Source organism: Amycolatopsis sp. A1MSW2902 (assembly GCF_017312175.1).
GTDB lineage: Bacteria > Actinomycetota > Actinomycetes > Mycobacteriales > Pseudonocardiaceae > Amycolatopsis > Amycolatopsis nivea.
Genome location: NZ_QJPO01000001.1, coordinates 4,065,700 through 4,086,944 on the forward strand (window position 1 = coordinate 4,065,700; position 21,245 = coordinate 4,086,944).

20 protein-coding genes are annotated in these 21,245 nt (G+C 70.2%); 10 read left to right on the forward strand and 10 right to left on the reverse strand.

Annotated elements, in window-relative coordinates; all coding sequences use genetic code 11:
• Positions 1–2: 2 nt before the first annotated feature.
• Genes DMP23_RS18730 through DMP23_RS18745 form a run of 4 tightly spaced genes read right to left on the reverse strand, consistent with a single transcriptional unit; the run spans position 3 to position 3,137 of the window.
• Entirely contained in the window at positions 3–527 is a 525-nt protein-coding gene (locus DMP23_RS18730) for a 3-hydroxyanthranilate 3,4-dioxygenase (RefSeq protein ID WP_037814362.1), read from the reverse strand.
• Positions 524–955: a RidA family protein gene (locus tag DMP23_RS18735; protein ID WP_337821861.1), complete on the reverse strand. Its 432-nt coding sequence runs from the start codon at positions 953–955 to the stop codon at positions 524–526. The genes DMP23_RS18730 and DMP23_RS18735 overlap by 4 nt, the downstream gene beginning before the upstream one ends.
• Positions 952–1,683, reverse strand: a complete 732-nt coding sequence (locus DMP23_RS18740; protein WP_337821862.1) for a 2-keto-4-pentenoate hydratase — start codon at positions 1,681–1,683, stop codon at positions 952–954. The genes DMP23_RS18735 and DMP23_RS18740 overlap by 4 nt, the downstream gene beginning before the upstream one ends.
• On the reverse strand, positions 1,680–3,137 hold the full coding sequence (locus DMP23_RS18745) for a 2-hydroxymuconic semialdehyde dehydrogenase (RefSeq protein WP_337821863.1): 1,458 nt from the start codon (positions 3,135–3,137) through the stop codon (positions 1,680–1,682). The genes DMP23_RS18740 and DMP23_RS18745 overlap by 4 nt, the downstream gene beginning before the upstream one ends.
• A 156-nt stretch (positions 3,138–3,293) precedes the next feature.
• Here DMP23_RS18745 and DMP23_RS18750 point away from each other — a divergent pair, with 156 nt between their 5' ends.
• The 3 genes from DMP23_RS18750 to DMP23_RS18760 all read left to right on the forward strand — a co-directional run bounded on the left by DMP23_RS18750 (position 3,294) and on the right by DMP23_RS18760 (position 5,810).
• Complete coding sequence (locus DMP23_RS18750) at positions 3,294–4,130, forward strand: alpha/beta hydrolase (protein ID WP_337821864.1); 837 nt, start codon at positions 3,294–3,296, stop codon at positions 4,128–4,130.
• A 35-nt stretch (positions 4,131–4,165) separates the two neighbouring features.
• On the forward strand, positions 4,166–5,092 hold the full coding sequence (locus DMP23_RS18755) for a LysR substrate-binding domain-containing protein (RefSeq protein ID WP_043838096.1): 927 nt from the start codon (positions 4,166–4,168) through the stop codon (positions 5,090–5,092).
• Positions 5,093–5,165: 73 nt separating this feature from the next.
• Positions 5,166–5,810, forward strand: a complete 645-nt coding sequence (locus DMP23_RS18760) for a cysteine hydrolase family protein (RefSeq protein WP_337821865.1) — start codon at positions 5,166–5,168, stop codon at positions 5,808–5,810.
• A 154-nt stretch (positions 5,811–5,964) separates the two neighbouring features.
• On the opposite strand, the gene DMP23_RS18765 is transcribed toward DMP23_RS18760, so the two are convergent.
• Entirely contained in the window at positions 5,965–7,137 is a 1,173-nt protein-coding gene (locus DMP23_RS18765; protein ID WP_337821866.1) for an FAD-dependent monooxygenase, read from the reverse strand.
• A gap of 72 nt (positions 7,138–7,209) precedes the next feature.
• Here DMP23_RS18765 and DMP23_RS18770 point away from each other — a divergent pair, with 72 nt between their 5' ends.
• The gene (locus DMP23_RS18770) at positions 7,210–7,773 is read left to right on the forward strand and encodes a TetR family transcriptional regulator (protein ID WP_037814375.1); all 564 of its coding nucleotides are present in this window, start codon (positions 7,210–7,212) and stop codon (positions 7,771–7,773) included.
• Between the two features lie 15 nt (positions 7,774–7,788).
• Here the strand turns inward: DMP23_RS18770 and DMP23_RS18775 are convergent, their stop codons facing one another.
• Both DMP23_RS18775 and DMP23_RS18780 read right to left on the reverse strand, forming a co-directional pair.
• Positions 7,789–8,466, reverse strand: coding sequence for a phosphonatase-like hydrolase (locus DMP23_RS18775; protein WP_337821867.1), 678 nt, complete (start codon positions 8,464–8,466; stop codon positions 7,789–7,791).
• Positions 8,463–9,452, reverse strand: coding sequence for a phosphotransacetylase (locus DMP23_RS18780; RefSeq protein ID WP_337821868.1), 990 nt, complete (start codon positions 9,450–9,452; stop codon positions 8,463–8,465). The genes DMP23_RS18775 and DMP23_RS18780 overlap by 4 nt, the downstream gene beginning before the upstream one ends.
• Positions 9,453–9,656: 204 nt before the next feature.
• Here DMP23_RS18780 and ald point away from each other — a divergent pair, with 204 nt between their 5' ends.
• The 5 genes from ald to DMP23_RS18805 all read left to right on the forward strand — a co-directional run bounded on the left by ald (position 9,657) and on the right by DMP23_RS18805 (position 15,761).
• Positions 9,657–10,772: an alanine dehydrogenase gene (ald, locus tag DMP23_RS18785; RefSeq protein ID WP_043838106.1), complete on the forward strand. Its 1,116-nt coding sequence runs from the start codon at positions 9,657–9,659 to the stop codon at positions 10,770–10,772.
• Between the two features lie 96 nt (positions 10,773–10,868).
• Positions 10,869–12,332, forward strand: coding sequence for a MocR-like pyridoxine biosynthesis transcription factor PdxR (pdxR, locus tag DMP23_RS18790; RefSeq protein WP_037814380.1), 1,464 nt, complete (start codon positions 10,869–10,871; stop codon positions 12,330–12,332).
• A gap of 95 nt (positions 12,333–12,427) precedes the next feature.
• The gene (locus DMP23_RS18795; RefSeq protein WP_337821869.1) at positions 12,428–14,092 is read left to right on the forward strand and encodes an amidohydrolase; all 1,665 of its coding nucleotides are present in this window, start codon (positions 12,428–12,430) and stop codon (positions 14,090–14,092) included.
• Entirely contained in the window at positions 14,089–14,322 is a 234-nt protein-coding gene (locus DMP23_RS18800; RefSeq protein WP_037814381.1) for a DUF3311 domain-containing protein, read from the forward strand. Before DMP23_RS18795 ends, DMP23_RS18800 begins: the two co-directional genes overlap by 4 nt.
• A complete protein-coding gene (locus tag DMP23_RS18805; protein ID WP_337821870.1) occupies positions 14,322–15,761 on the forward strand; it encodes a sodium:solute symporter family protein in 1,440 nt (479 codons plus the stop codon). Before DMP23_RS18800 ends, DMP23_RS18805 begins: the two co-directional genes overlap by 1 nt.
• Here DMP23_RS18805 and DMP23_RS18810 read toward each other — a convergent pair.
• From DMP23_RS18810 to DMP23_RS18820, 3 genes are read right to left on the reverse strand one after another with little or no spacing between them, the layout of a single operon-like run.
• Positions 15,758–17,437: a cobaltochelatase CobT-related protein gene (locus DMP23_RS18810; RefSeq protein WP_337821871.1), complete on the reverse strand. Its 1,680-nt coding sequence runs from the start codon at positions 17,435–17,437 to the stop codon at positions 15,758–15,760. The genes DMP23_RS18805 and DMP23_RS18810 overlap by 4 nt on opposite strands.
• The gene (locus DMP23_RS18815) at positions 17,434–18,378 is read right to left on the reverse strand and encodes an AAA family ATPase (protein WP_337821872.1); all 945 of its coding nucleotides are present in this window, start codon (positions 18,376–18,378) and stop codon (positions 17,434–17,436) included. Before DMP23_RS18815 ends, DMP23_RS18810 begins: the two co-directional genes overlap by 4 nt.
• Positions 18,379–18,391: 13 nt before the next feature.
• Complete coding sequence (locus tag DMP23_RS18820) at positions 18,392–19,237, reverse strand: IclR family transcriptional regulator (RefSeq protein ID WP_037814385.1); 846 nt, start codon at positions 19,235–19,237, stop codon at positions 18,392–18,394.
• Between the two features lie 145 nt (positions 19,238–19,382).
• Here DMP23_RS18820 and xsc point away from each other — a divergent pair, with 145 nt between their 5' ends.
• Entirely contained in the window at positions 19,383–21,191 is a 1,809-nt protein-coding gene (gene xsc, locus DMP23_RS18825) for a sulfoacetaldehyde acetyltransferase (protein ID WP_037814386.1), read from the forward strand.
• Positions 21,192–21,245 lie beyond the last annotated feature (54 nt).

Below are 21,245 nucleotides of genomic sequence, written 5' to 3' on the forward strand. Positions count from 1 at the left end.
GCTCAGCCCTTCCCCGGGTGCAGCGTGCCGCACGCCCCGCAGGTCCGGGCTTCCTCGGACGCGTAGAACTGCTCGAACACCGGCGGCAGGTCGTCGACGATGTCCCGCACCTGCAGTTCGACCTCGTGCACCTTCGCGTCGCACTCCAGGCAGAACCACACGAACTTCTCGAGCGTCCCCTCCTCCCGGATGCGCTCGATCACGATCCCGATCGAGCCCTCCTGCGGACGCTGCGGCGAGTGGTGCACGTTCCGCGGCAGCATCCACATCTCGCCCTCGCGGATGTCGACGCGCTGCGGGCCGTCGTCGGTCATCAGGTTGACGTGCATGTCGCCCTTGTACTGGTAGAACCACTCCTCGTACGGGTCGAGGTGGAAGTCGGTGCGCTGGTTCGGCCCGCCGACGACCTGCACGATGAAATCGCCCATCGGGGCCCACATCTGCTTGTTGTTGACCGGCGGCTTCAGCTCGTCCTCGTGCTCTTTGATCCACTTCGCGAAGTCGAACACGGGCGGGATGGCGGTCATCGTTCCTCCTTGCCGGGGATCCGGGCGATCGCCTGGATCTCGATGAGCAGATGCGGATGCGGCAGCTGGTGCACCGCGACGGTGGTGCGGGCCGGGCCGTTCTCGTCGAAGAACTCGCCGTAGACCTCGTTGTAGCCGCCGAAATCGTTCATGGTGACCAGGAACACCGTCAGCTGCGCGAGGTCCTCGAGCCCCGCGCCGGCCGCGGCCAGGATGTCGCGGATGTTCTCGATCACCGCACGCGTCTGGGCCCGGATGTCCAAAGTGGTCACGCCGAACTCGTCGGCCGCCGCGCCGGCGAACGTGTTGTCCGGCCGCCTGCTGCTGGTGCCGGAGACGAACACCAGGTCCCCGACCACTTTCACGTGCGGGAACCGCCCGCGCGGCGTCGCCTTCCCGGCGACGACATGGGCTTGCGCCACGCTCATCCCTCCATCGTGTGAACGGAAACCGAACCCAGCCCGGCGACCCGCGCCTCGACGTGCGTCCCGGGCTGCAGCGCGACCGCCGCGGTCGCCGCCCCGGCCAGCAGCACCGAACCGTCGAGCAGGCGATGCCCGTACGCGGCGGCCATCCGCTGTGCGGCGGGGAGCGCCCGCAGCGGGTCGCCGAGGATGTCGGCGGTCGAGCCGGTGGCGACGACCTCGCCGTCGAACAGCAGGTCCACGGCCAGCGCATCCACCTGGTCGAGCTGGGTCCACGGGCCGAGCACGAACGCTGACGCCGAGGTGTTGTCGGCGACGACGTCGGCCAGGCTGAACTTGAAGTCGCGGTACCTGCTGTCGATGATCTCCAGCGCGGGCGCGACGGCGACAATCTCGGCGTCGCGGCCGAGCCGGAACGCGACCTCGGGCTCGACGCGCGGATGCACCCCGCGGCCGACGTCGAACGTCCCGCCGTCCTCGATCCGCATGCGGTCGGTCAGCGAGCCGATGATCACGTCCGAGACGCCCATCTGCTCGGCCTTAGCCTTGCTCGTGAAGCCCAGTTTGACCCCGGCCAGCCGCTCCCCGCGCCCCTCGCGCAGCGCGATTCCTTTGTGCTGCACGGCGTACGCGGTTTCCAGGCTCATCGGCCCGGCGCTGGTGAGCTGCGGGATCGCCTGCCCGGTAGCGGTCGCCCGGTCCAGCCGCGCGGCGTGGTCCTCGATCGTCATAGCTGCACGCACACATTCGTCGGCTGGGTGTAGAAGTGCATCGAGTGCAGGCCGCCCTCGCGGCCGATGCCGGAAAGCCCGACGCCGCCGAACGGCGACCGGAGGTCGCGCAGGTACCAGGTGTTGACCCAGGCCATCCCGACCCGCATCTGCTGCGCGACGCGGTGGCCGCGCTCCAGGTTCGTCGTCCACACGGCGGCGGCGAGCCCGTAGTCCGTGTCGTTCGCCAGCCGGACGGCTTCGTCCTCGGTGTCGAACGGGATCAGTGCCGCGACCGGTCCGAAGACCTCCTCGCGCACGACCCGCGCCGAGTTGTCCAGCCCGGTCCACAGCGTCGGTTCGATCCACGACCCGCCCGCCAGTTCCGGCCCCAGTTCCGGAACCGCGCCGCCGGCGAGCACCGTCGCGCCTTCGGCGACCGCGAGGTCCACATAGGACTGGACTTTCTTCCGATGCTGCTGGGATATCAACGGCCCGGTCGTGGTGTCCGGATCGCCCGGCCGGCCCAGGCGCAACGCCTTCGCCCGCTCGGCAAGCCCGTTCGCGACCGCGTCGAAGACGGACCGCTCGACGTAGACCCGTTCCGTGCACAGGCACACCTGCCCGGTGTTCAGGAAAACGGACCGGGCGAGTCCGTCGAGGGTCTTCTCGAGATCGCAGTCCGCGAACACCACTGCGGCGTTCTTTCCGCCCAGCTCAAAGGAAACCGGCCGTACCGACGGAGCGACCGCGCGCATGATCGCCGAGCCGGTCCGGGATTCGCCGGTGAACGTGACGCCGTCGATGCCGCGGTGAGTGGTGAGGTACTCCCCGGCGGAGTCCGGCCCGAAGCCGTGCACGACGTTATACACCCCGGTCGGCGCACCGGCCTCCGCGATCACCTCGGCGAGCAAGGTCGCGGTCGACGGCGTCTCTTCGGACGGCTTGACCACCACCGCGTTGCCGCACGCGAGCGCGGGCGCGACCTTCCAGGTCAGCAGCAGCAGCGGCAGGTTCCACGGCACGATCACCGCGACCACGCCCAGCGGCTTGGGCACCGCGTAGTTCAGCGCCTTCCGGCCGTTCGGCAGATCCGTCAGGAACGAATCGAGACCGGCCGCCGCGATCGTGTCGGCGAACGAACGGAAGTTCATCGCCGCCCGCGCCACGTCCAGGTCGCGCGCCAGGTGCTCCGGTTTTCCGGTGTCGCGGACCTCGGCGGCGACGAAATCCTCGAACCGCTCCTCGATCCGGTCGGCGATCCGGCGCAGCAAAGCGGTGCGCTCGGTGACCGAGGCACGTCCCCACGGCCCGTCCGCCGCGGCACGCGCAGCCGCGACCGCCGCGTCGACCACGTCCGGACCGGCCTCGTGGACGTGCGCGACGAGCGACCCGTCGACCGGGTCGATCTTCTCGAAGGTGCGCCGCCCGGCGACCCGGGTCCCGCCGACGACGTTGTGGAGTTCCGCAGCCATGAAGCTGACCGTAGGGACGTCCGGAATGCCTCGCCAATGCTCTTTGCCGCCGCTCCCATAGCTGTCCGGACATGTCTCGCCCATGCCCGTTCCGGTATATCTTTCGCCGGAATGGGCATTGGTCAGGCATGACAGCGGCGGCGAAGGATGGCTCTCGTGAACCATCCGAACGTCGATCGGGACTACAGCGCGCAGGGCACGGTGACCGAGGCCGAGTTCGACGCCGTGATGGCCCGCTACCGCTCCGCCTCCGAATCCGCCACTGCCGGTATGGCAGGCGTTCGCGATCTGGCTTTCGACCCGATCAGCAACGAACGACTCGACGTCTGGGGCATCTCCCCCGGACAGCTGCGCCCCGTCGTCCTCGCCATCCACGGCGGCTACTGGCGGATGCTCTCGCGCCACGACACCGCGTTCCCAGCGCGAATGCTGGCTGACGCCGGAATCGCCACCGTCGTGCCGGACTACACGCTCGCTCCTGCGGCACCGCTGGAGGAGATCGTGCGCCAGATCCGCGCCGCGGTCGCGTGGGTGCACCACCACGGTGCCGAGCACGGCCTCGACCCGGACCGCATCCACGTCGTGGGCAGCTCGGCCGGCGGGCATCTGGCGGCGATGACCGCCGTCGCCGGATGGCAGCGCGCCGCCGGGCTGCCGGAGGACGTCGTCAAAGGCGCGATGGCGATCAGCGGGCTCTTCGACCTCCGCCCGCTGGTCGACTCGTTCGCCAACGCGTGGCTGTCCCTCGACCCGACCCGTGCAGAGGCGCTCAGCCCGATCCTCGCGCCGCCAGGCACCGTGCCGCTCCACGTGGCGGTCGCGGAACACGAAGCCGCGGGATTCCATCGGCAGAGCAAGGCTTTCCACGCGCACTGGCCTGCCGCCGGTTCATTGACCGTCGTGCCCGGCCGGAACCACTTCGACGTCTTCCTCGACCTAGCCGACCCTGGCTCCGCGCTCAGCCAGACCTTGATCCGGCTCGCCCTCTCGTGACGCCGGAAGCCGAGCCGGACAGTAATGTCGCCGGAATGGAGATGCCCCGCCTGCTCGACGGCCGCCTCAAGCTCAGGCACCTCGTGCTGGTGGACACCCTCACCGAGCAGGGCAGCGTCGTCGGCGCGGCGGCCGCGCTGCACGTCACGCAGCCGGTCGTCACGCGCGGCCTGCACGATCTCGAAGCGATCCTCGGCGTGCCGCTCTACGAACGCGGGCCGCGCGGGATCACGCCGACCGAGTTCGGGACCGCGTTCACCGAACACGCGCGTGCCGTGCTCGCCCAGCTCACCCACGCGGCGCGGCACGTCGTGGAGATCGCAGACGCGACCCGCGGCCGGGTCGTCGCCGGCATCCACCTCGCGGGTTCGAACCTGTTGCTGCCGCGGGCCATCGCGCATCTGAAGGAAGACCATCCGCTGGTCACGGTCGTCGTCCGGGAGGGAACGCCGGAATCGCTGCTGGTGGAGCTGACCGCGGGCCGGGTGGACGTCATCGTCGGCAGGCTGAGCGGCCCCGGCACCGAAGACACCCGGCGGCGGGCGCTGTACCAGGAGTCGATCCGCGTCGTCGCCGGGGCGCACCACCCGCTCGCCGCGCGCGGGAGCGTCTCACTGGAGGATCTGGCGGAGTTCCCGTGGATCGTGCCCGGCACCGAGACGATGCTGCGCCAGGAGCTGGAAAGCCTCTTCGCCCAGCACGGCCTGGACCTGCCCGCCAACCGCGTCGAAGCGACATCGTTCCTGACTGTGCGGCAGCTGCTCACCGAAACCGCCATGGTCGCCGCACTCCCCGGCCTGCTCGGCATGGACGACCCGCGGCTGGTCACGCTGCCGACGCCGCTGGAGAACATCGGCCACAGCGTCGGCCTGACCCTCGCCGCCGGCCGCCGGCTGAACCCGGCCACCCAGGCGCTGATCGAGTCCCTGCACACCGTCGCCGCGCAGATCGAAGACGCCTGACGCGCTCTGTCGCTTTCTTGACGACCGACGACAACCCGTGATACTCCATGGACCTCCGCGGAAGGAGCGTTCCATGGGTTACCGCTTGTCCACCGTCGATCCGGCCCGCACCGCGCTGGTCGTCATCGACATGCAGCACGACTTCCTGGCTCCCGGCGCCCCGCTGGAATCCCCGGCAGGCCGCGCGATGATCCCGGCCCTCAACGACACCGTCCGGTTCTGCCGCGACGCGGGCATCCCGGTGTTCTTCACCGCGCACGTCCACCGCCCCGACGGCACCGACATGGGCCGGTTCGCCGACCTGTACCCGCCGATCGCCGCCGGCGCCGCGCTCATCGAGGGCACGCCCGGCGCCGCGCTGTACTCCGAAGTGGACCGCCGCCCGGACGAACCGCTGATCCCCAAGCACCGCTACAGCGCCTTCTACGGCACGGATTTCGAAATGCAGCTGCGCGGACGCGGCGTGGACACCCTGATCGCCACCGGAGTGACCACAGAGGACTGCGTCCACGCCACCATCCGCGACGCGATGTTCCGCGACTTCCGCACCGGGGTGCTGTCCGACGCGTGCGCCACCTACGACCACCCCGACCTGGGCCACGGCGCGATGTCCGCCGCGGAAGTGCACGCGGCGACGCTGGTTGTTCTCGCCCAGTCCACTGCGGACGTGTTGACGAGCGCGGAGTTCAGGGCGCTGGCGGAAAAGGGAGCCGCTTAGCCGCGCCCTGCGAGCGGACTCGCCGCCGGGAGCACTGCCCGCCCCCGCCCGGTCCGGAATCCGGGGAGTCGCCTAGCCCCTTGCGAACGGACCGCACGAATGCGCCCGCCCGCCGGAGCGGCGGCCCGCCCAACCCCGGAATTCGCGGAGCCGCTTATCCGCGCCCCGCCGCTGCCAGCGCGTCGTGCGCGTGGATCCACTCCACCGTCTCCCCGATCCGCTCCAATGCGGCGTCCCGCGCCTCCGCCGCCGGACCGTCCGGCAGGTGCAGCAAGGCATTCGCCACCCACGAACTCCGCTGCACCGCCCGGGTCCGCGGCCGCCGCAGCTTCTCGTACCGGGCGAGTGCCGCGTCGCGTGAGTCATGGGCAAGGCATTCGGCGAGCGTCACCGCGTCCTCGATCGTCTGGTTCGCTCCCTGCCCGTGGTGCGGCAGCATCGCGTGCGCCGCGTCGCCGAGCAGCACCACCCCGCCGCGGTGCCAGCGGTTGAGCGGATGCTGGCCGAACAACCCCCACCGCTGATACAGCGTCGTCGCGCCGACCATCTCCCGCACCGCCGGATGCCAGCCCTCGAAAGCCGCCTCGATGCGCTCCCGGGGAATGTCCTCGGTCCACGACTCCCCCGGCCACACGGCCGGTTCGTCCAGCACCGCAAGGAAATTCACCACCGACCCGTCGCCGATCGCGTAGTGCAGCAGATGCCCGCCCGGCCCCATCCAGAACTGGATCGCCCCCGCGTCCGGCAACGACGGCAGCCGTTCCACCGGCACCAGCCCGCGAAAACCGCTCGAACCCGAGTACCGGGCGAACGGCGCGTCGTCCACCCACTCGCGCACCGTCGAGTGCACCCCGTCCGCGCCCACCACGACATCGGCGGTTTCGCTTGTCCCGTCGGCGAATTCGAGCCGATACCGCGATCCGTCCGCACCGACGCCGGTCACCTGCCGTCCAAGATGGACCTTCCCGCACGCACCCGCCAGGATCCGCTGCAAGTCCGCCCGATGCACCCCGAAATACGGCCCGGCGAATCGTTCCTCGTAGCTGTCCCCAACCGGATACGCCATCACCGGCTGCCCGCTCCGCCAATGCCGGTAGACCAGCTCCGTCGGCACCGCGGAACACGCGGCCAGCTCGTCCCGCAACCCCAGCCGCCCGAGGATCCGGGACCCGTTGGCGGCCAGCGCCACCGCAGCCCCGACCTCGCGCAGTTCGGCCGACCGTTCGTAGACCTCCGCCCCGATCCCGCGCTGCCGCAACGCGAGCGCGAGCGTCAGCCCGCCGATCCCGCCGCCGACGATCGCCACCGAGAGTGCTTTGCTCGCCATCAGCCCTCCTCGCCCATGTACCGATCGGTACACGAATGGACGGTACGGCGTACCGATCGGTACAGTCAAGGGGTGGATTCCGGAACCGGCCGTCGCGCCGAACTGCTCGAGCAGGCCGTGGGTTACCTGGCGACGCACGGCCTGGCGGACCTGTCGCTCGCGCCGATGGGCGAAGCGCTGGGGACGAGCAAACGGATGCTGCTGTACTACTTCGGCAGCAGGGAAAACCTGATCACCGAAGCGATCGCCGCGAGCCGCCCGGACGTCACCGAACTTTTCCGCTCCGTCCACGACGAGGAATCCCTCGCCGCCGCGGCGCACGCCCTGTGGCACGCGATCACCCGGGGTCGCCAGCAACGGCCGATCCACATCCTCTTCCAGGTCCTGGCACTGGCCCCGACCCAGCCGGAGCGCTACCTGACCGTCGCGAGGGAAGCGATCACCGCGATGGTGGACCCGCTGGTGCCGGTGTACCGAAAACTGGGCTACGCCGAACCCGACGCGGCAGCCCGGGCGAGCCTGCTGATCTCGGGCTTGCGAGGGCTGTGCCTGGACCGGATCGTAACCGGGGACGAAGAACGGATCGAGATCGCGGCACGGGCGTTGATCGCTACTGCGGTCGCGCCGCCCGCCTGATACGACGACGCCTCGCTAGAGTTCAAGCACCGCAGGCAACTCAGCCACCGACCCCAGCACATGCGTCGCCCCGTGTGCCCGCAACGTCGCCTCGTCGTGCGCCCCCGTCAACACCCCGGCCGCCACCGATGCACCCGCTCGTCGGCCGGTCAGCATGTCGAAGCCGGTGTCCCCCGCGACCGCGACCGCGCGGACGTCGGTGATTCCCAAGCGCAGCACCGCAGTCAGCACCATGTCCGGGAACGGCCTGCCTCGCCCACCCGCATCAGCCGGGCACACCACCAGGTCCGCCAGGTCCGTCCACCCGAGCCGCTCCAGCAGTGCATCGCGGGTCGCTGCCGAGAAGCCCGTGCTCAGGCACACCCGGCGGCCCTGCGCGCGCAGCTTGTCGATCGCTTCCTCCGCACCCGGAAGCGGCGCGGCAACTTCAATCGCCTGCGAAGCAAAAGCAGTCTCGAAAACCTTATTCGCCTTCTCCGCCACCCCGTCCGCGGGGAAGAGCGCCCGGAAGACCTCGATCTTCGACTGTCCCATGGTGTCACGGACGTAGGCGTCCACATCCTCGCGCTCCGGCGAGTCCGCGGGCACCCCGACTGCCTCCAGGGCCGCCGAGAACGCTGCCTCGACCGCGCCGTCGTCGCGGACTGTCGTGCCTGCCATGTCCAGCACGACCAGTTCCACCGCTCGCGTCATCGGACCCCCTCCACTTCCCGGCCGGTCACCGCGTGCACTGCGCTGATCAGGGCCATCGTCTCGATGTCGGCCGCGCTGCAGCCGCGGGACAGGTCGTGCAGCGGTGCCGCGACGCCTTGCAGGATCGGTCCCAGCGCGGTCGCTCCGCCCAGCCGTTCGGCGATCTTGTAAGCGATGTTCCCCGCGTCAAGGTTGGGGAACACCAGCACATTCGCCCGCCCGGCGACGGTCGACCGCGGCGCTTTCGCCACCCCGACCGCGTCCACGACAGCGGCGTCGAATTGCAGTTCGCCGTCCACTGCCACGCCGGGCAGCCGTTCCCGCACCAACGAAGTCGCCTGCCGGACCTTGTCCACCGCGGAATGCTTGGCACTGCCTTGGGTACTGAAGGAAAGCATCGCCACGACGGGTTCGGTTCCGGTCAGCGCCCGGTGCGTGGAAGCCGCACCGACGGCGATGTCCGCCAGTGCCTCCGCGTCCGGCTCGGGAACCACGGCGCAGTCGGCGAAAGTGAGCGATCGGCCGTCCTGCAACAGCATCAGGAAGCAACTGCTGAGAGTCCGGACGCCGGGAGCGAGGCCGACGATTCGCAGGCCGGCCCGGAGGACATCAGAGGTGGGCCGGGTCGCGCCTGCCAGGCACGCGTCCACCCGGCCGAGTGCGAGTAGCGCGGCGGAAAGGGCGACCGGATCGGTGCGGACTGTCTCAACCCGGTCGGGAAACGCGGTAGCCAGCCGCGCGAGGACGGCGTCGTCGGCAGCCAGCTCCGCCGTGTCCAGGAAAGGTGGCACCGAAACGCCAAGCTCTGCCGCGGCTGCAGCGATTTCGTCCGCGGGTCCGACCAGCACCGGCTCGATTTCGCCGCGCTCGGCCAGGTGCGCGGCCGCGGTGACGGCGCGCGGGTCGGCGCCGTCGGCGAGCGCGATCCGCGGGCGGGCGCCGCCGACGCGGTCCCGCCAGGTCTCGGCCAGAGGGGCCATGGTCATCTCGCAAACTCCCTCGCGGACGGCAGTGCTCCCCGAGCAGGATCCCGACCCCTGGCCCCAAGGGACAGAGCCAGAACAGTGCCCGTTGACAGGTCCAGAAGGGCCGTCGTCTGGACCCGTCGACCGAGCGGTTTCTGGCACTTTCGCCGTGGCCAGTCGTCCCGCACTCTCGACCGCACCAGACACGGCAGATGGGAGCAGGCGATGAAGATCGGTGTGCCTCGCGAGGTCAAGAACCACGAATACCGGGTGGCGGCGACGCCGGCCGGAGTACACGAGTTCACCTCGGCCGGCCACGAGGTCTTCGTGGAACGCGGCGCGGGCGAAGGCTCGTCGATCCGCGACGAGGACTACACGGCCGCCGGCGCGAAGCTGCTCGACCAGGCGGACGACGTGTGGGGCACCGCGGACATGGTGCTTAAGGTCAAGGAGCCGGTCGCCGAGGAGTACCACCGGCTGCGCTCGGACCAGCTGCTGTTCACCTACCTGCACCTCGCCGCGAGCGAGCCCTGCACCAAGGCCCTGCTCGACGCGGGCACCACCTCGGTGGCCTACGAAACGGTCCAGCTGCCCAACGGCTCCCTCCCGCTGCTTTTCCCGATGAGCGAGGTGGCCGGACGGCTGGCCCCGCAGGTCGGCGCGCAGACGCTGATGCGCGTCAACGGCGGGCGCGGCGTGCTGATCGGCGGCGTCTCGGGGGTGCCGCCGGCCCGCGTGGTCGTGCTGGGCGCGGGCGTCGCCGGGATGAACGCGGTCGCCGTCGCGGCCGGGACCTGGGGCGACGTCGTGCTGTTCGACAAGAACGTCGACAAGCTGCGCGCCGCCGACCGGATGTACCAGGGCCGCATCCGCACCGCCGCGGCGAACTCGTACGCGATCGAGCAGGCGGTGCTGGAAGCCGACCTGGTGATCGGCGCGGTCCTCGTCCCCGGCGCGAAGGCCCCGAGCCTGGTGTCCAACGAGACGGTCTCGCGGATGAAGCCGGGCAGCGTGCTCGTGGACATCTCGATCGACCAGGGCGGCTGCTTCGAGGACTCGCGTCCGACGACGCACGCCGACCCGACCTTCCGGGTGCACGAATCGGTGTTCTACTGCGTGGCCAACATGCCGGGCGCGGTCCCGCACACCTCCACGCACGCGCTCACCAACGTCACGCTCCCCTACGCGCTGGAAATCGCGAACAAGGGCCTCCGCACCGCGGTCCAGGACACGCCCGAACTCCGCGGCGGCGTGAACACCGTGGCCGGGGCGCTGACCTACGAGCCGGTCGCCGTCGCGCACGGGCTGCCGGTCACCGACGTCGCCGACGCGCTGGCCTGAGCCTGCCCGGCGCAGCGCGGCGGGGTGGGAAAACCGGCCACTGCGAGTTACGTTTCAGCCCACCCCGCTGCACGCCGGCCACTTGGGAGAACGCACGTGCCACGCACGCTGATCGAGATCGACCGCTCGTCGGACGAACCGCTGTACCGCCAGGTCCGGCGGGCGATCGAGCACGGCATCGCCATCGGCACGTTCGACCCGGCCCGCCGGCTGCCCAGCTCGCGGGAACTGGCCGTCGAGCTGGGCGTCTCCCGCAACACGATCAACCTCGCCTACCAGGAGCTGGTCGCCGAGGGCTACGTGGAAAGCCGCGAGCGCAGCGGGCTGTTCGTCAACACCGAGATGCGCCCGCACTGCGCGGTTGAGGAACGGGACACCGAATCGCGGATCGACTGGGCGGCCCGGGTGCGCCGGTTCCCGGACGCCGGCGTCGCGCACATCGAGAAACGCACCGACTGGGCGAGCTATCCGTACCCGTTCCTCGCCGGGCAGGTCGACATCACCGCGTTCCCGGCCCGGTCGTGGACGCGCTGCCTCCGCGACGCCCTCTACCGCCCGCACGTCTTCCACAGCCTGCAGGACAGCGTCGGCTCCGACGACCCGATGCTGGTCGAGATGGTCTGCCGCCAGCTGCTCACCACCCGCGGCATCGAGGCGGACCCGGACGAGGTGCTGATCACCGTCGGCTCGCAGCAGGGCCTCGACCTGCTCGGCCGCGTGCTGCTCGGACCGGACCAGGTCGTCGCCATCGAAAACCCCGGCTACCTCGACGCGCGGCACATCTTCCTCCGCACCGGCGCCCGCGTGACCGGGATCGACGTCGACTCCCGCGGCCTGCAACCGCCCGAATCGCTCGACGGGGTCGACCTCCTCTACCTCACCCCGAGCCACCAGCACCCGACCAACGCGACCCTCAGCATCGGCCGCCGCCGCCAGCTGCTCACCCAGGCCGCCGCGTCCGGCACCGTGGTGGTCGAAGACGACTACGACAGCGAATTCCGCTACCAGGGCAGCCCGACCCCGGCGTTGAAGGCGCTCGACAACACCGGCGACGCCGTCTACCTCGGCACCTTCTCCAAGTTCCTCTCCCCCGGCCTGCGCCTCGGCTACCTGGTCGGGCCGCGCGAGCTGGTGCGCGCGCTGCGCGAGGCCCGCCGGTACGTCCTGCGCCACCCGCCGGGCCAGCTGCAACGGGCGCTGGCGCTACTCATCGAGAGCGGCGAGTACCACCGCTCGCTGCGCCGCTACCGCACGAAGCTGATGCGCAAGTGGACCGCCACCACCGCCGCGGTCGCCGAGTACCTGCCGTGGGCGCAGGGCCCGTACCCGCCCGGCGGCGTCAGCCTGTGGATGACCGGACCGTCCGAACTGGACTGCCGGGTCCTGGTGGAGCGCGCGGAAGAGCTGGGCATCCTCATCGAACCCGGCGACATCTTCTTCCTCGGCGACGACCCGCCCCGCAACCACTTCCGCATCGGCTTCTCCGCCACCCCGCCGTCCGCGATCGACCCGGGCATCCGGCTGCTCGGCGACCTCTGCCGGGAGCTGCTGGACAGCTGACTGGACCCACGCGCGCGTCGCCTTCTGGACCTGTTCGCGGGCCAGCTCCCCCGGCACTGTCTTGGGGCAGGACACGTGGACAAGGAGGTCCCATCGTGGGCGAACCCGCGGTATCCGCTCGTCCGGCCCCCGACCTGGTGGTGCTCGGGGGCACGGTGCTGACCCTGGACCGAGGCGGGACGCGGGCCTCCGCGCTCGCCGCCCGCGACGGCCGGATCGCCGAGATCGGCGACGACCGTTCGATCGCCGCTCTCGCCGGTCCCGAAACGACCGTGCTCGACCTGGCCGGGCGCACCGTCATCCCGGGTTTCGTGGAGTCGCACAACCATCCCTCGTTCTTCGGCATGGCGCTGGCCGCCCCGGTCGACGCCGGAAGCCCGCCCAACGACCGGATCAGCGACATCGCCGACCGCGTCCACCAGGCGGCGCGCGACTTCGGCCCCGGCGAATGGATCAAGGGTTTCCGTTACGACGACACACTTCTCGCCGACAACCGGCACCCCACCCGGCACGATCTCGACCCGGCTTCGCCGCGGAACCCGGTCCTGCTCACCCACGTGACCGGACACTTCAGCGTGGCGAATTCCGCCGCGCTGCGAGCCGTTGGCATCACCGCGGCCACACCCGACCCGCCCGGCGGCGCCATCGCCCGCGACGAACGCGGCGAACCGACCGGCCTCCTCATCGAGACCGCGGCGTTCCTGGTCAACTCCGCGATGCCGTCGCAAGGCCCCGACGAACTGGCCGCGGCACTCCAGCTCGCCGACGCCGAGTACCTGCGCAACGGCGTGACTTCGGTGCACGACACCGGAATCGGCCTCATCGGCGGCGAACAGGAACTCGCCGCGTACCGGATGCTCACCAGCGCCGGAAAGCTGCGCACCCGCATCCACGGCTACCTCTTCCACACCCTCCTGCCCGGCCTCGCCGAAGGCGCCCCCGAATCGCCGGACCCGTCCAATCCGGACGGCTTCACCATGAACGGCATCAAGATCGTCGCGGACGGTTCGATCCAGGGCCGCACCGGCTGCCTGGCCGAGGGCTACACCTGCGACCCCGACGAACACGGCATGATGCTGCTCGAACCGGACGAACTGTCCCGCCGCATCGCCGCCCTCGACGCCGCCGGCTGGCAGGTCGCCGTGCACGGCAACGGCGACGCCGCGATCGACGCCATCATCGACGGCTACGCCCGCCTCGGCGCGCCCGAAGGCACCGGCCGCCGCCACCGCATCGAACACTGCCAGACCGCCCGCGAGGACCAGCTCGACCGGATGGCCGAAAACGGCATCGCCGCGTCGTTCTTCATCAAGCACGTCTACTACTGGGGCGACCGGCACCGGGACGTTTTCCTCGGCCCGGAACGGGCTCGCCGGATCAGCCCGCTCGCGTCGGCCCGCTCCCGCGGAATCCACTTCGGACTCCATTCCGACACCCCGGTCACGCCGGTGCCGCCGCTGGAAGGCATCTGGTGCGCCGTCGCCCGGCAAACCAGCAGCGGCCAGCTCCTCGGCCCGGAGCAGGCGATCGACGTCGAAGCCGCCTTGCGCGGATACACCATCGACGCCGCGTACCTGGCCGGTGAGGAAGAGAGCAAGGGCAGCCTCGAGGTCGGCAAGCTCGCCGACCTGATCGTGCTGTCCGAGGATCCGACCACAGTGGACCCCAACCGGATCCGGGATCTGACCGTCGACGCCACCGTGATCGGCGGACGGCTGGTCTGGCAACGCGATCCCGTCCCCGCCGGGGGTGCGCGATGATCCGGAGCTGGCCCAGCCTGTGCATCGGGCTCGGCATCCCCGCGGTGGCGGTCCTCGGCGGAATCCCGCTGGTGGCGGGTTCGCCCGCGACCGTCGCCGGGTTCCCGCTGGTGTTCTTCTGGATGTTCCTCTGCTTCCCGCTGACCACCCTGTGCCTGTGGATCAGCTGGCGGTTCTTCGACCGCAAGCACTATCCGGCGGACACGCCCGCGGCGAAGGAGGACCAGTAATGCTGATTCTCATTGTCGCCGTCGTGATGGGGCTGTCGATCCTGCTGGCGCTGTGGGCGGGCCGTTCGTCGCGCGGCGGCGGGATCTCCGAGTTCCTGGTCGGCGGCCGTTCGTTCCCGCCGTGGCTGCTGTACTTCCTGGCCGTCGGCGAGGTGTACAGCATCGGCACGATGATCGGTTTCCCGAGCGGCATCTACGCGCACGGCGCGAGCTACGGGATCTGGTTCCTCGGCTACATCCTGCTCGCCTATTCGCTGGGCTACTTCCTCGCCCCGCTGGTCTGGCGCGCGGCGCGCAAACACGACGCGATGACCGTCCCGGACGTCTTCGGCCGCCACTACGGCAGCCGGACGCTGGAGCTGATCACCTGCGTGACGATGCTGATCGCGCTCGTGCCGTGGGGCCAGTACCAGTTCATCGGCCTGCAAGTCGTCCTGAGCAACCTCGGGCTGAAACTGACGCCGGTGCAGTGCGTCATCCTGGCCGGGATCATCGCGTTCGCCTACATCGCCGTGTCCGGCATCCGCTCCCCCGCGTTCGTGTCGATCCTCAAGGACGCGTTCATGCTGCTCGGCGTGGTGCTCGTCGGCCTCGCCGCGGTGCTGGTCGCAGGCGGGACCTCCGGGGTGACCGGACCGGAGGCGCTGGCCAGGGCGCAGACCACGATGGGCGGACAGGACCTGTGGTTCGCGATGACCACGATCCTGTTCCAGAGCGTGGTCTTCTATCTCGGCTTCGGCGGCGCGTACGTGTTCCCGGCGCGCTCCGAGCGGGCGGTGAAGAGTTCGACGGTGTGGATGCCGCTGTACATGCTCATCTACCCGTTCCTCGTCTTCGCCGCCTACTACGGCCTCAAGCAGCACCCCGGGCTGAAGAATCCGAACACGGTCTTCATGGTGACCGCGAAAGGCCTTCTCCCCGAACCGGTTCTGGGTCTGGTGGCCGCCGGCGCCGCGTTGTCCGGCGTGCTGGTGCTGTCCGCGACGGCGCTGGCGATCGGCGGCATGGTCAGCCGCAACCTGGCCCCGAACGTCCGGCCCGCGGCACAACGGCGCTGGACGGTCGTGGCGGTGGCGGTGTTCCTGGTGCTCGCCGCCGTGCTCACGCTGACCGCCTCGACGCTCATGCTCACCGTGCTGAACCTGACCTACAACCTGCTGGCCCAGGTCGTGCCGGGCTGGCTGGCGATCCTGTTCGCCCGGCGGGTGCGCACGGCCGCGATCGCGACCGGCATGGTGGTCGGCGTGGTGACCGCGGTCGTCCTGTACGCCACCGGCGTGACGCTCGGCGGCCTCAACACCGGTCTGGTGTCGATGGGCGTCAACCTGGTGATCGTCTTCGGCTGGAGCCTGCTCGCTCCGGGCAAGAAGCGTTCGCCGATCGCCTTGGAGCGCAACGAACCCGCCGCGGTCCCGCCGGTCGCTCAACCGGCAGGCTAGCGGCGCGCCATCAGGTCGAGGATCTCGCGGAAGGCACGGAATCCCGTGCCTTCCGCGGCGTCCAGGGCCACACTGCGGCGGTAGTACGCACTGAGATCGAGCCCGACCCCGATGCCGTACACCTCCGTCTCGCTCCGCTCCAGCCCGTCGGCCACCTGCACCAGATGCCGGTCGAGGTACCGCTCCTCGTTGGCCAGCGCGGTCGCACCGTCCATCGGGCTTCCGTCCGACAGCACGAAAACCAGCCGCCGCCGTACATCGCACGCCCGGGCCCGTTCAGCCGCCCACGCCAACGCCTCGCCGTCGATGCCTTCGCGGAACAGATCGGCTTTGAGCAACGCCGCGACATCCCGCCGCGCGCGCCGCCACGGGGTTGCCGCGTCCTTGAACACCAGGTGCCGGCGCTCATTGAGCCGCCCAGGGTGCTTCGGCCGCCCGGCGCGCATCCAGTCCCGCCGCGCCCGGCCGCCGTGCCAGGCACCGGTGGTGAAGCCCAGGATTTCGCAACTGGCCCCGGCGAGATCGAGCGCGCGAGCGAAGAGATCGACCAGCACCGCGACGGTTTCCCGGTGCGCCTTCATCGAACCCGAGCAGTCGATCAGGAAGGTGACCAGCACGTCGGCGACCGGTTCGGTCCGCTCGACCCGGAACACCCGATGGTCCGCGGGCGTCGCGATCAACCGCGCGAGAGCCCGGCCGTCGATCTGGCCTTCCTCCTGCGCACCGTCCCAGCCGGACCGTTCCGGCTCGGCGAGCACCGCAGTGAGTTCCCGCGCGAGCCGAGCCACGTTGACGCCCTGCTTCGCTACCCGGGCGTCGAGCCGTTCGCGCAACTCGCGCAGCAATTCCGGCCGCACCAACGGTCCCGCCCGGTCCTCGCGGTCGTAGGCGGTGGTGAAAACCCGGTACGACCCGGCCGCCACCGGTCCTTTGTGGTCACCGAGGCCCGCGGTGCCGCCTTCCTCGCTGCCGGTTTCGTCGTCGAAATCCAGCAGCAGCGCGTACGCCGCGGTGTCTTCCTCGTCGTCGGCGTCCTCGGACTTCTCCGGCTCCAGCAACCCGGCGACCGCCTCGGCCAGTGCCCGCGCGTGCTCGGCGAACGCCGCCTGATCGGCCCGGTTCCGCCGAAGCCCGGCCAAGTGCGCACCGAGCATCGGCGCGATCGCCGCCCGGGTCGCCTCGATCAGATCCTCGGTCTCTTCCACGACCGGCTCGCCGGTGATCCGCGCCCGCGCGACCTGCGCGACGGTGTAAATCAACACGCCGCGCGCCGTCTCGGTCAGTCCATTGTGGTGCGCCGACAGCGACCAGCGTTCGTGCCGCCGCCGCACATTCGCCGTCACGCCGGGAAAACCGTTCGGAATCAGCGACTCCACCCGGAACTGCTCCAGCAGCTCGAACAGCAACCGTTCGACACCGCCCTCGGGCCGCAACCGCTTGTGCAGCTCCCGATCCGACCGGCTCAGGTGCAACGCCATCCCGTCCGCCGCGCCGCGGAAGGACTGCACGTCCTCGTCCTCGGAACGCAGATGCGGTGCGGGCATCGGCACCGGACGGGTGCCGCGGTGCAGGCGCCCGCCCCGGAAATGCGCGTCCGGCGACCCGCTGACCGCCCGGATCGCCGCCGCGGACAGCTCCTCGACCTGCTGGCGCCGCCGGGTCTCGGGCGTGCTCACGCCGCGGCCAGCTCCAGGTCGAAGCAGCGCTGGAAGTACTCGGCGACGACCGGGCGTTCGGCCTCGTCGCATTTGTTGAGGAAGGTCAACCGGAACGCCAGCGCCGGATCGGCGAAGATCTCGCAGTTCTCCGCCCACGTGATGACGGTGCGCGGCGACATCAGCGCGGACAGGTCGCCGGCCCGGAACCCCTCGCGGGTCAGCCCGGCGACCGCCACCATCGCTTCGGCGAACTGCTCGGTCGTCCGCGGCACCCGCGCCCGCACGATCGCCGCTTCCTCTTCCGGCGCCAGGTAATCGAGCGCGGCGACGATGTTCCACCGGTCGATCTGCGCGTGGTTGAGCCGCTGCACGCCGTGGTAGAGCCCGTTGAGATTGCCCAGCCCCACGGTGTTGGCGGTGGCGAACAGCCGGAACCCCGGATGCGGGCGCAGCACGGTGTTGCTGTCGATCAGGGTGAACTTGCCGTCCCGTTCGAGCAGCCGCTGGATGACGAACATGACGTCCGGCCGTCCCGCGTCGTACTCGTCGAGGATCAGCGCGGTCGGCCGCCGCAGGGCCCACGGCAGGATGCCCTCGCGGAATTCGGTGACCTGCTTGCCGTCGCGCAGCACCACCGCGTCCTTGCCGACGAGGTCGAGCCTGCTGATATGGCCGTCGAGGTTCACCCGCAGGCACGGCCAGTTCAGCCGCGCCGCGACCTGTTCGACGTGCGTGGACTTGCCGGTGCCGTGCAGGCCCTGCACGAGCACGCGCCGGTTGTGCGCGAACCCGGCCAGCAACGCGAGCGTCACGTCCGGGTTGAACCGGTAGGCCGGATCGATCTCGGGCACGTGCTCGCCGGGCTCGGAAAAGGCCGGGACGACCAGGCTCGAGTCGATGCCGAACGCGTCGCGCACCGCGATCCGGGCGTCGGGACCGTTGCCGCACAACGGGTTCATCAGGGGACCTCCGTCAGGACGGGATGCTGTCGGCGTCGTCGGCCGAACCCTCGGCCTCGACCTCCTTGATCGCTTCGGCGGCCCGCTGCAACGCGGGAAGCGCCTGCAAAGCCTTGTCGGCGGTGAGCCGCATGACCGGGGCCTGCACCGCCACCGCCAGGTTGGACCGCCCGCTGCGGCTGGGCACCAGCACCGCCACGCACACGAGCCCGGGCAGGAATTCCTCGTCGTCGAGGGCGAATCCGTCGCGCCGGATGCGGGCGAACTCCTCCTCCAGCGCGTCGAGATCGGTGACGGTCTTGGCGGTGTACTGCTTGAGCGGAGCGTGCGCGAGCAGCTTGCGCCGCTGCGCCGGGCTCATCTGGGAGAGAATGATCTTGCCGCTGGCCGAGCAGTGGATCGGCACGCGCGAACCCGGCCGCAGGTAGAACCGCAGCGGCTCGGGCGTCTCGACGCGGTCGAGGTAGACGATCTCGCTGCCGGACAGCGCGGTGATGTTGCAGCTCTCCCCCAGCTCGTCGACCAGGTGGTTGAGCACCGCGCGCCGCGCGCCGTGGTGCGTCGCGTTGAGCAGCAGGTTCTCCGCGAGGCGGCGCAGCCGGTCGCCGGTGCCGTAATGCCGCCCGTCGGCCTGGCGCACGAGCAGGCCCGCGCCTTCCAGCTGCTGCAGCATCCGGTGCAGCGTCGGCTTCGGCAGGCCGGTCTCCTCGACCAGGCTCTGCAGCGTCACCAGCTGGTCCTTCGCCGCGATCAGCTCGAGCAGCGAGAACAGCCGCATGGTCGGGGTGTCTCCGTCGAGGCCCGCGCCGTCCGGCTCGCGCACGAGTTCCACGGCGCTGGTCTTCCGCAACTCACTCACGTTCCGAAAAGTAGCACATCCTGTCTCGTTTTCCAGCAACTGCCGGTTGACCTCCCGCGCGTGGCGTCCTATGGTCCATCGAGTTCAGCTTTTACGAACCTCACGTACCGAAAACCAAGACTTTCAGCGTCGAAGGAGTTCAACCATGGCGGAGAGGAAGACGGGCGACGGCCGCACCGTCGTCAGCGGGACGGCGAAGATGACCCCGTCGGAGGCCTTCGTCGAGACGATGGTGGCCAACGGCGTCACCGACATCTTCGGCATCATGGGCTCGGCGTTCATGGACGCGATGGACATCTTCGCGCCGGCCGGCATCCGGCTCGTCCCGGTCGTGCACGAGCAGGGCGCCGCGCACATGGCCGACGGCTACGCCCGGGTCAGCGGGCGCCACGGCGTCGTCATCGGGCAGAACGGCCCCGGCATCAGCAACTGCGTCACCGCGATCGCGGCGGCGTTCTGGGCGCACAGCCCGGTCGTGATGATCACGCCCGAGGCGGGCACCATGGGCACCGGGCTGGGCGGCTTCCAGGAGGCCAACCAGCTGCCGATGTTCCAGGAGTTCACCAAGTACCAGGCGCACGTCAACAACCCGAAGCGGATGGCCGAGTACACCGCGCGGGCCTTCGACCGGGCGCACGCGGAACTCGGCCCGACGCAGCTGAACATCCCGCGCGACTTCTTCTACGGCGAGATCGAGACCGAGATCCCCGAGCCGCAGCGGCTCGACCGCGGCCCCGGCGGCGAGAAGAGCCTCGCCCAGGCGGCCGAACTGCTGGCCACCGCCGAGTTCCCGGTGATCATCTCCGGCGGCGGGGTCGTCATGTCCGACGGCGTCGAGGAGGCCAAGGCGCTCGCCGAGCGGCTCGGCGCGCCGGTCGTCAACAGCTACCAGCACAACGACAGCTTCCCGGCCAGCCACCCGCAGTGGTGCGGCCCGCTCGGCTACCAGGGCTCCAAGGCCGCGATGAAGCTCATCTCGCAGGCGGACGTGGTGATCGCGCTCGGCACCCGGCTCGGCCCGTTCGGCACCCTGCCGCAGCACGGCATGGACTACTGGCCGAAGAACGCGAAGATCATCCAGATCGACGCCGACCACAAGATGCTCGGCCTGGTCAAGAAGATCACCGTGGGCATCTGCGGCGACGCGAAGGCCGCCGCCGCGGCGCTGACCGAACGCCTCGCCGACCGCACCCTCGCCTGCGACGCCACCCGCGGCGAGCGCGCCGACCGCACCAAGGCCGAGAAGGACGCGTGGGAGGAAGAACTCTCCGCGTGGACCCACGAGAAGGATCCCTACTCCCTCGACATGATCGCCGAGCAGGAGCAGGAGGAGGGCAACTGGCTGCACCCGCGCCAGGTCCTGCGCGAACTGGAGAAGGCCATGCCGCCGCGGGTGATGGTCTCCACCGACATCGGCAACATCAACTCCGTGGCGCACAGCTACCTGCGTTTCGAGGAGCCGCGGTCGTTCTTCGCGCCGATGTCCTTCGGCAACTGCGGTTACGCGCTGCCGACCATCATCGGGGCCAAGGCCGCCGCGATGGACCGGCCGGCGATCGCGTACGCCGGCGACGGCGCGTGGGGCATGAGCATGGGCGAGATCATGACCGCGGTGCGGCACGACATCCCGGTCACCGCCGTCGTGTTCCACAACCGCCAGTGGGGCGCGGAGAAGAAGAACCAGGTCGACTTCTACGACCGCCGGTTCGTCGCCGGAGAACTGGAAAGCGAGAGCTTCGCCGGGATCGCGCAGGCGATGGGCGCGGACGGCATCGTCGTGGACAAGCTCGAGGACGTCGGCCCGGCGCTGAAGAAGGCCGTGGACGCGCAGATGAACGAAGGCCGCACCACGGTCATCGAGATCATGTGCACCCGCGAGCTGGGCGACCCGTTCCGCCGCGACGCGCTGTCGAAGCCGGTGCGGTTCCTGGAGAAGTACCAGGACTACGTGTAATCCCCGCTAGCGAGCCGACGAACCGGCCGGGCCCCGCGCCCGGCCGGTTTTTCG

Bases quoted from the DNA above. Each gene is read 5' to 3' on its own strand.
- DMP23_RS18730 (WP_037814362.1), bottom strand. From the start codon at position 527: ATGACCGCCATCCCGCCCGTGTTCGACTTCGCGAAGTGGATCAAAGAG.
- DMP23_RS18735 (WP_337821861.1), bottom strand. From the start codon at position 955: ATGAGCGTGGCGCAAGCCCATGTCGTCGCCGGGAAGGCGACGCCGCGC.
- DMP23_RS18740 (WP_337821862.1), bottom strand. From the start codon at position 1,683: ATGACGATCGAGGACCACGCCGCGCGGCTGGACCGGGCGACCGCTACC.
- DMP23_RS18745 (WP_337821863.1), bottom strand. From the start codon at position 3,137: ATGGCTGCGGAACTCCACAACGTCGTCGGCGGGACCCGGGTCGCCGGG.
- DMP23_RS18755 (WP_043838096.1), top strand. From the start codon at position 4,166: ATGGAGATGCCCCGCCTGCTCGACGGCCGCCTCAAGCTCAGGCACCTC.
- DMP23_RS18760 (WP_337821865.1), top strand. From the start codon at position 5,166: ATGGGTTACCGCTTGTCCACCGTCGATCCGGCCCGCACCGCGCTGGTC.
- DMP23_RS18765 (WP_337821866.1), bottom strand. From the start codon at position 7,137: ATGGCGAGCAAAGCACTCTCGGTGGCGATCGTCGGCGGCGGGATCGGC.
- DMP23_RS18775 (WP_337821867.1), bottom strand. From the start codon at position 8,466: ATGACGCGAGCGGTGGAACTGGTCGTGCTGGACATGGCAGGCACGACA.
- DMP23_RS18780 (WP_337821868.1), bottom strand. From the start codon at position 9,452: ATGACCATGGCCCCTCTGGCCGAGACCTGGCGGGACCGCGTCGGCGGC.
- ald (WP_043838106.1), top strand. From the start codon at position 9,657: ATGAAGATCGGTGTGCCTCGCGAGGTCAAGAACCACGAATACCGGGTG.
- DMP23_RS18800 (WP_037814381.1), top strand. From the start codon at position 14,089: ATGATCCGGAGCTGGCCCAGCCTGTGCATCGGGCTCGGCATCCCCGCG.
- DMP23_RS18805 (WP_337821870.1), top strand. From the start codon at position 14,322: ATGCTGATTCTCATTGTCGCCGTCGTGATGGGGCTGTCGATCCTGCTG.
- DMP23_RS18815 (WP_337821872.1), bottom strand. From the start codon at position 18,378: ATGAACCCGTTGTGCGGCAACGGTCCCGACGCCCGGATCGCGGTGCGC.
- xsc (WP_037814386.1), top strand. From the start codon at position 19,383: ATGGCGGAGAGGAAGACGGGCGACGGCCGCACCGTCGTCAGCGGGACG.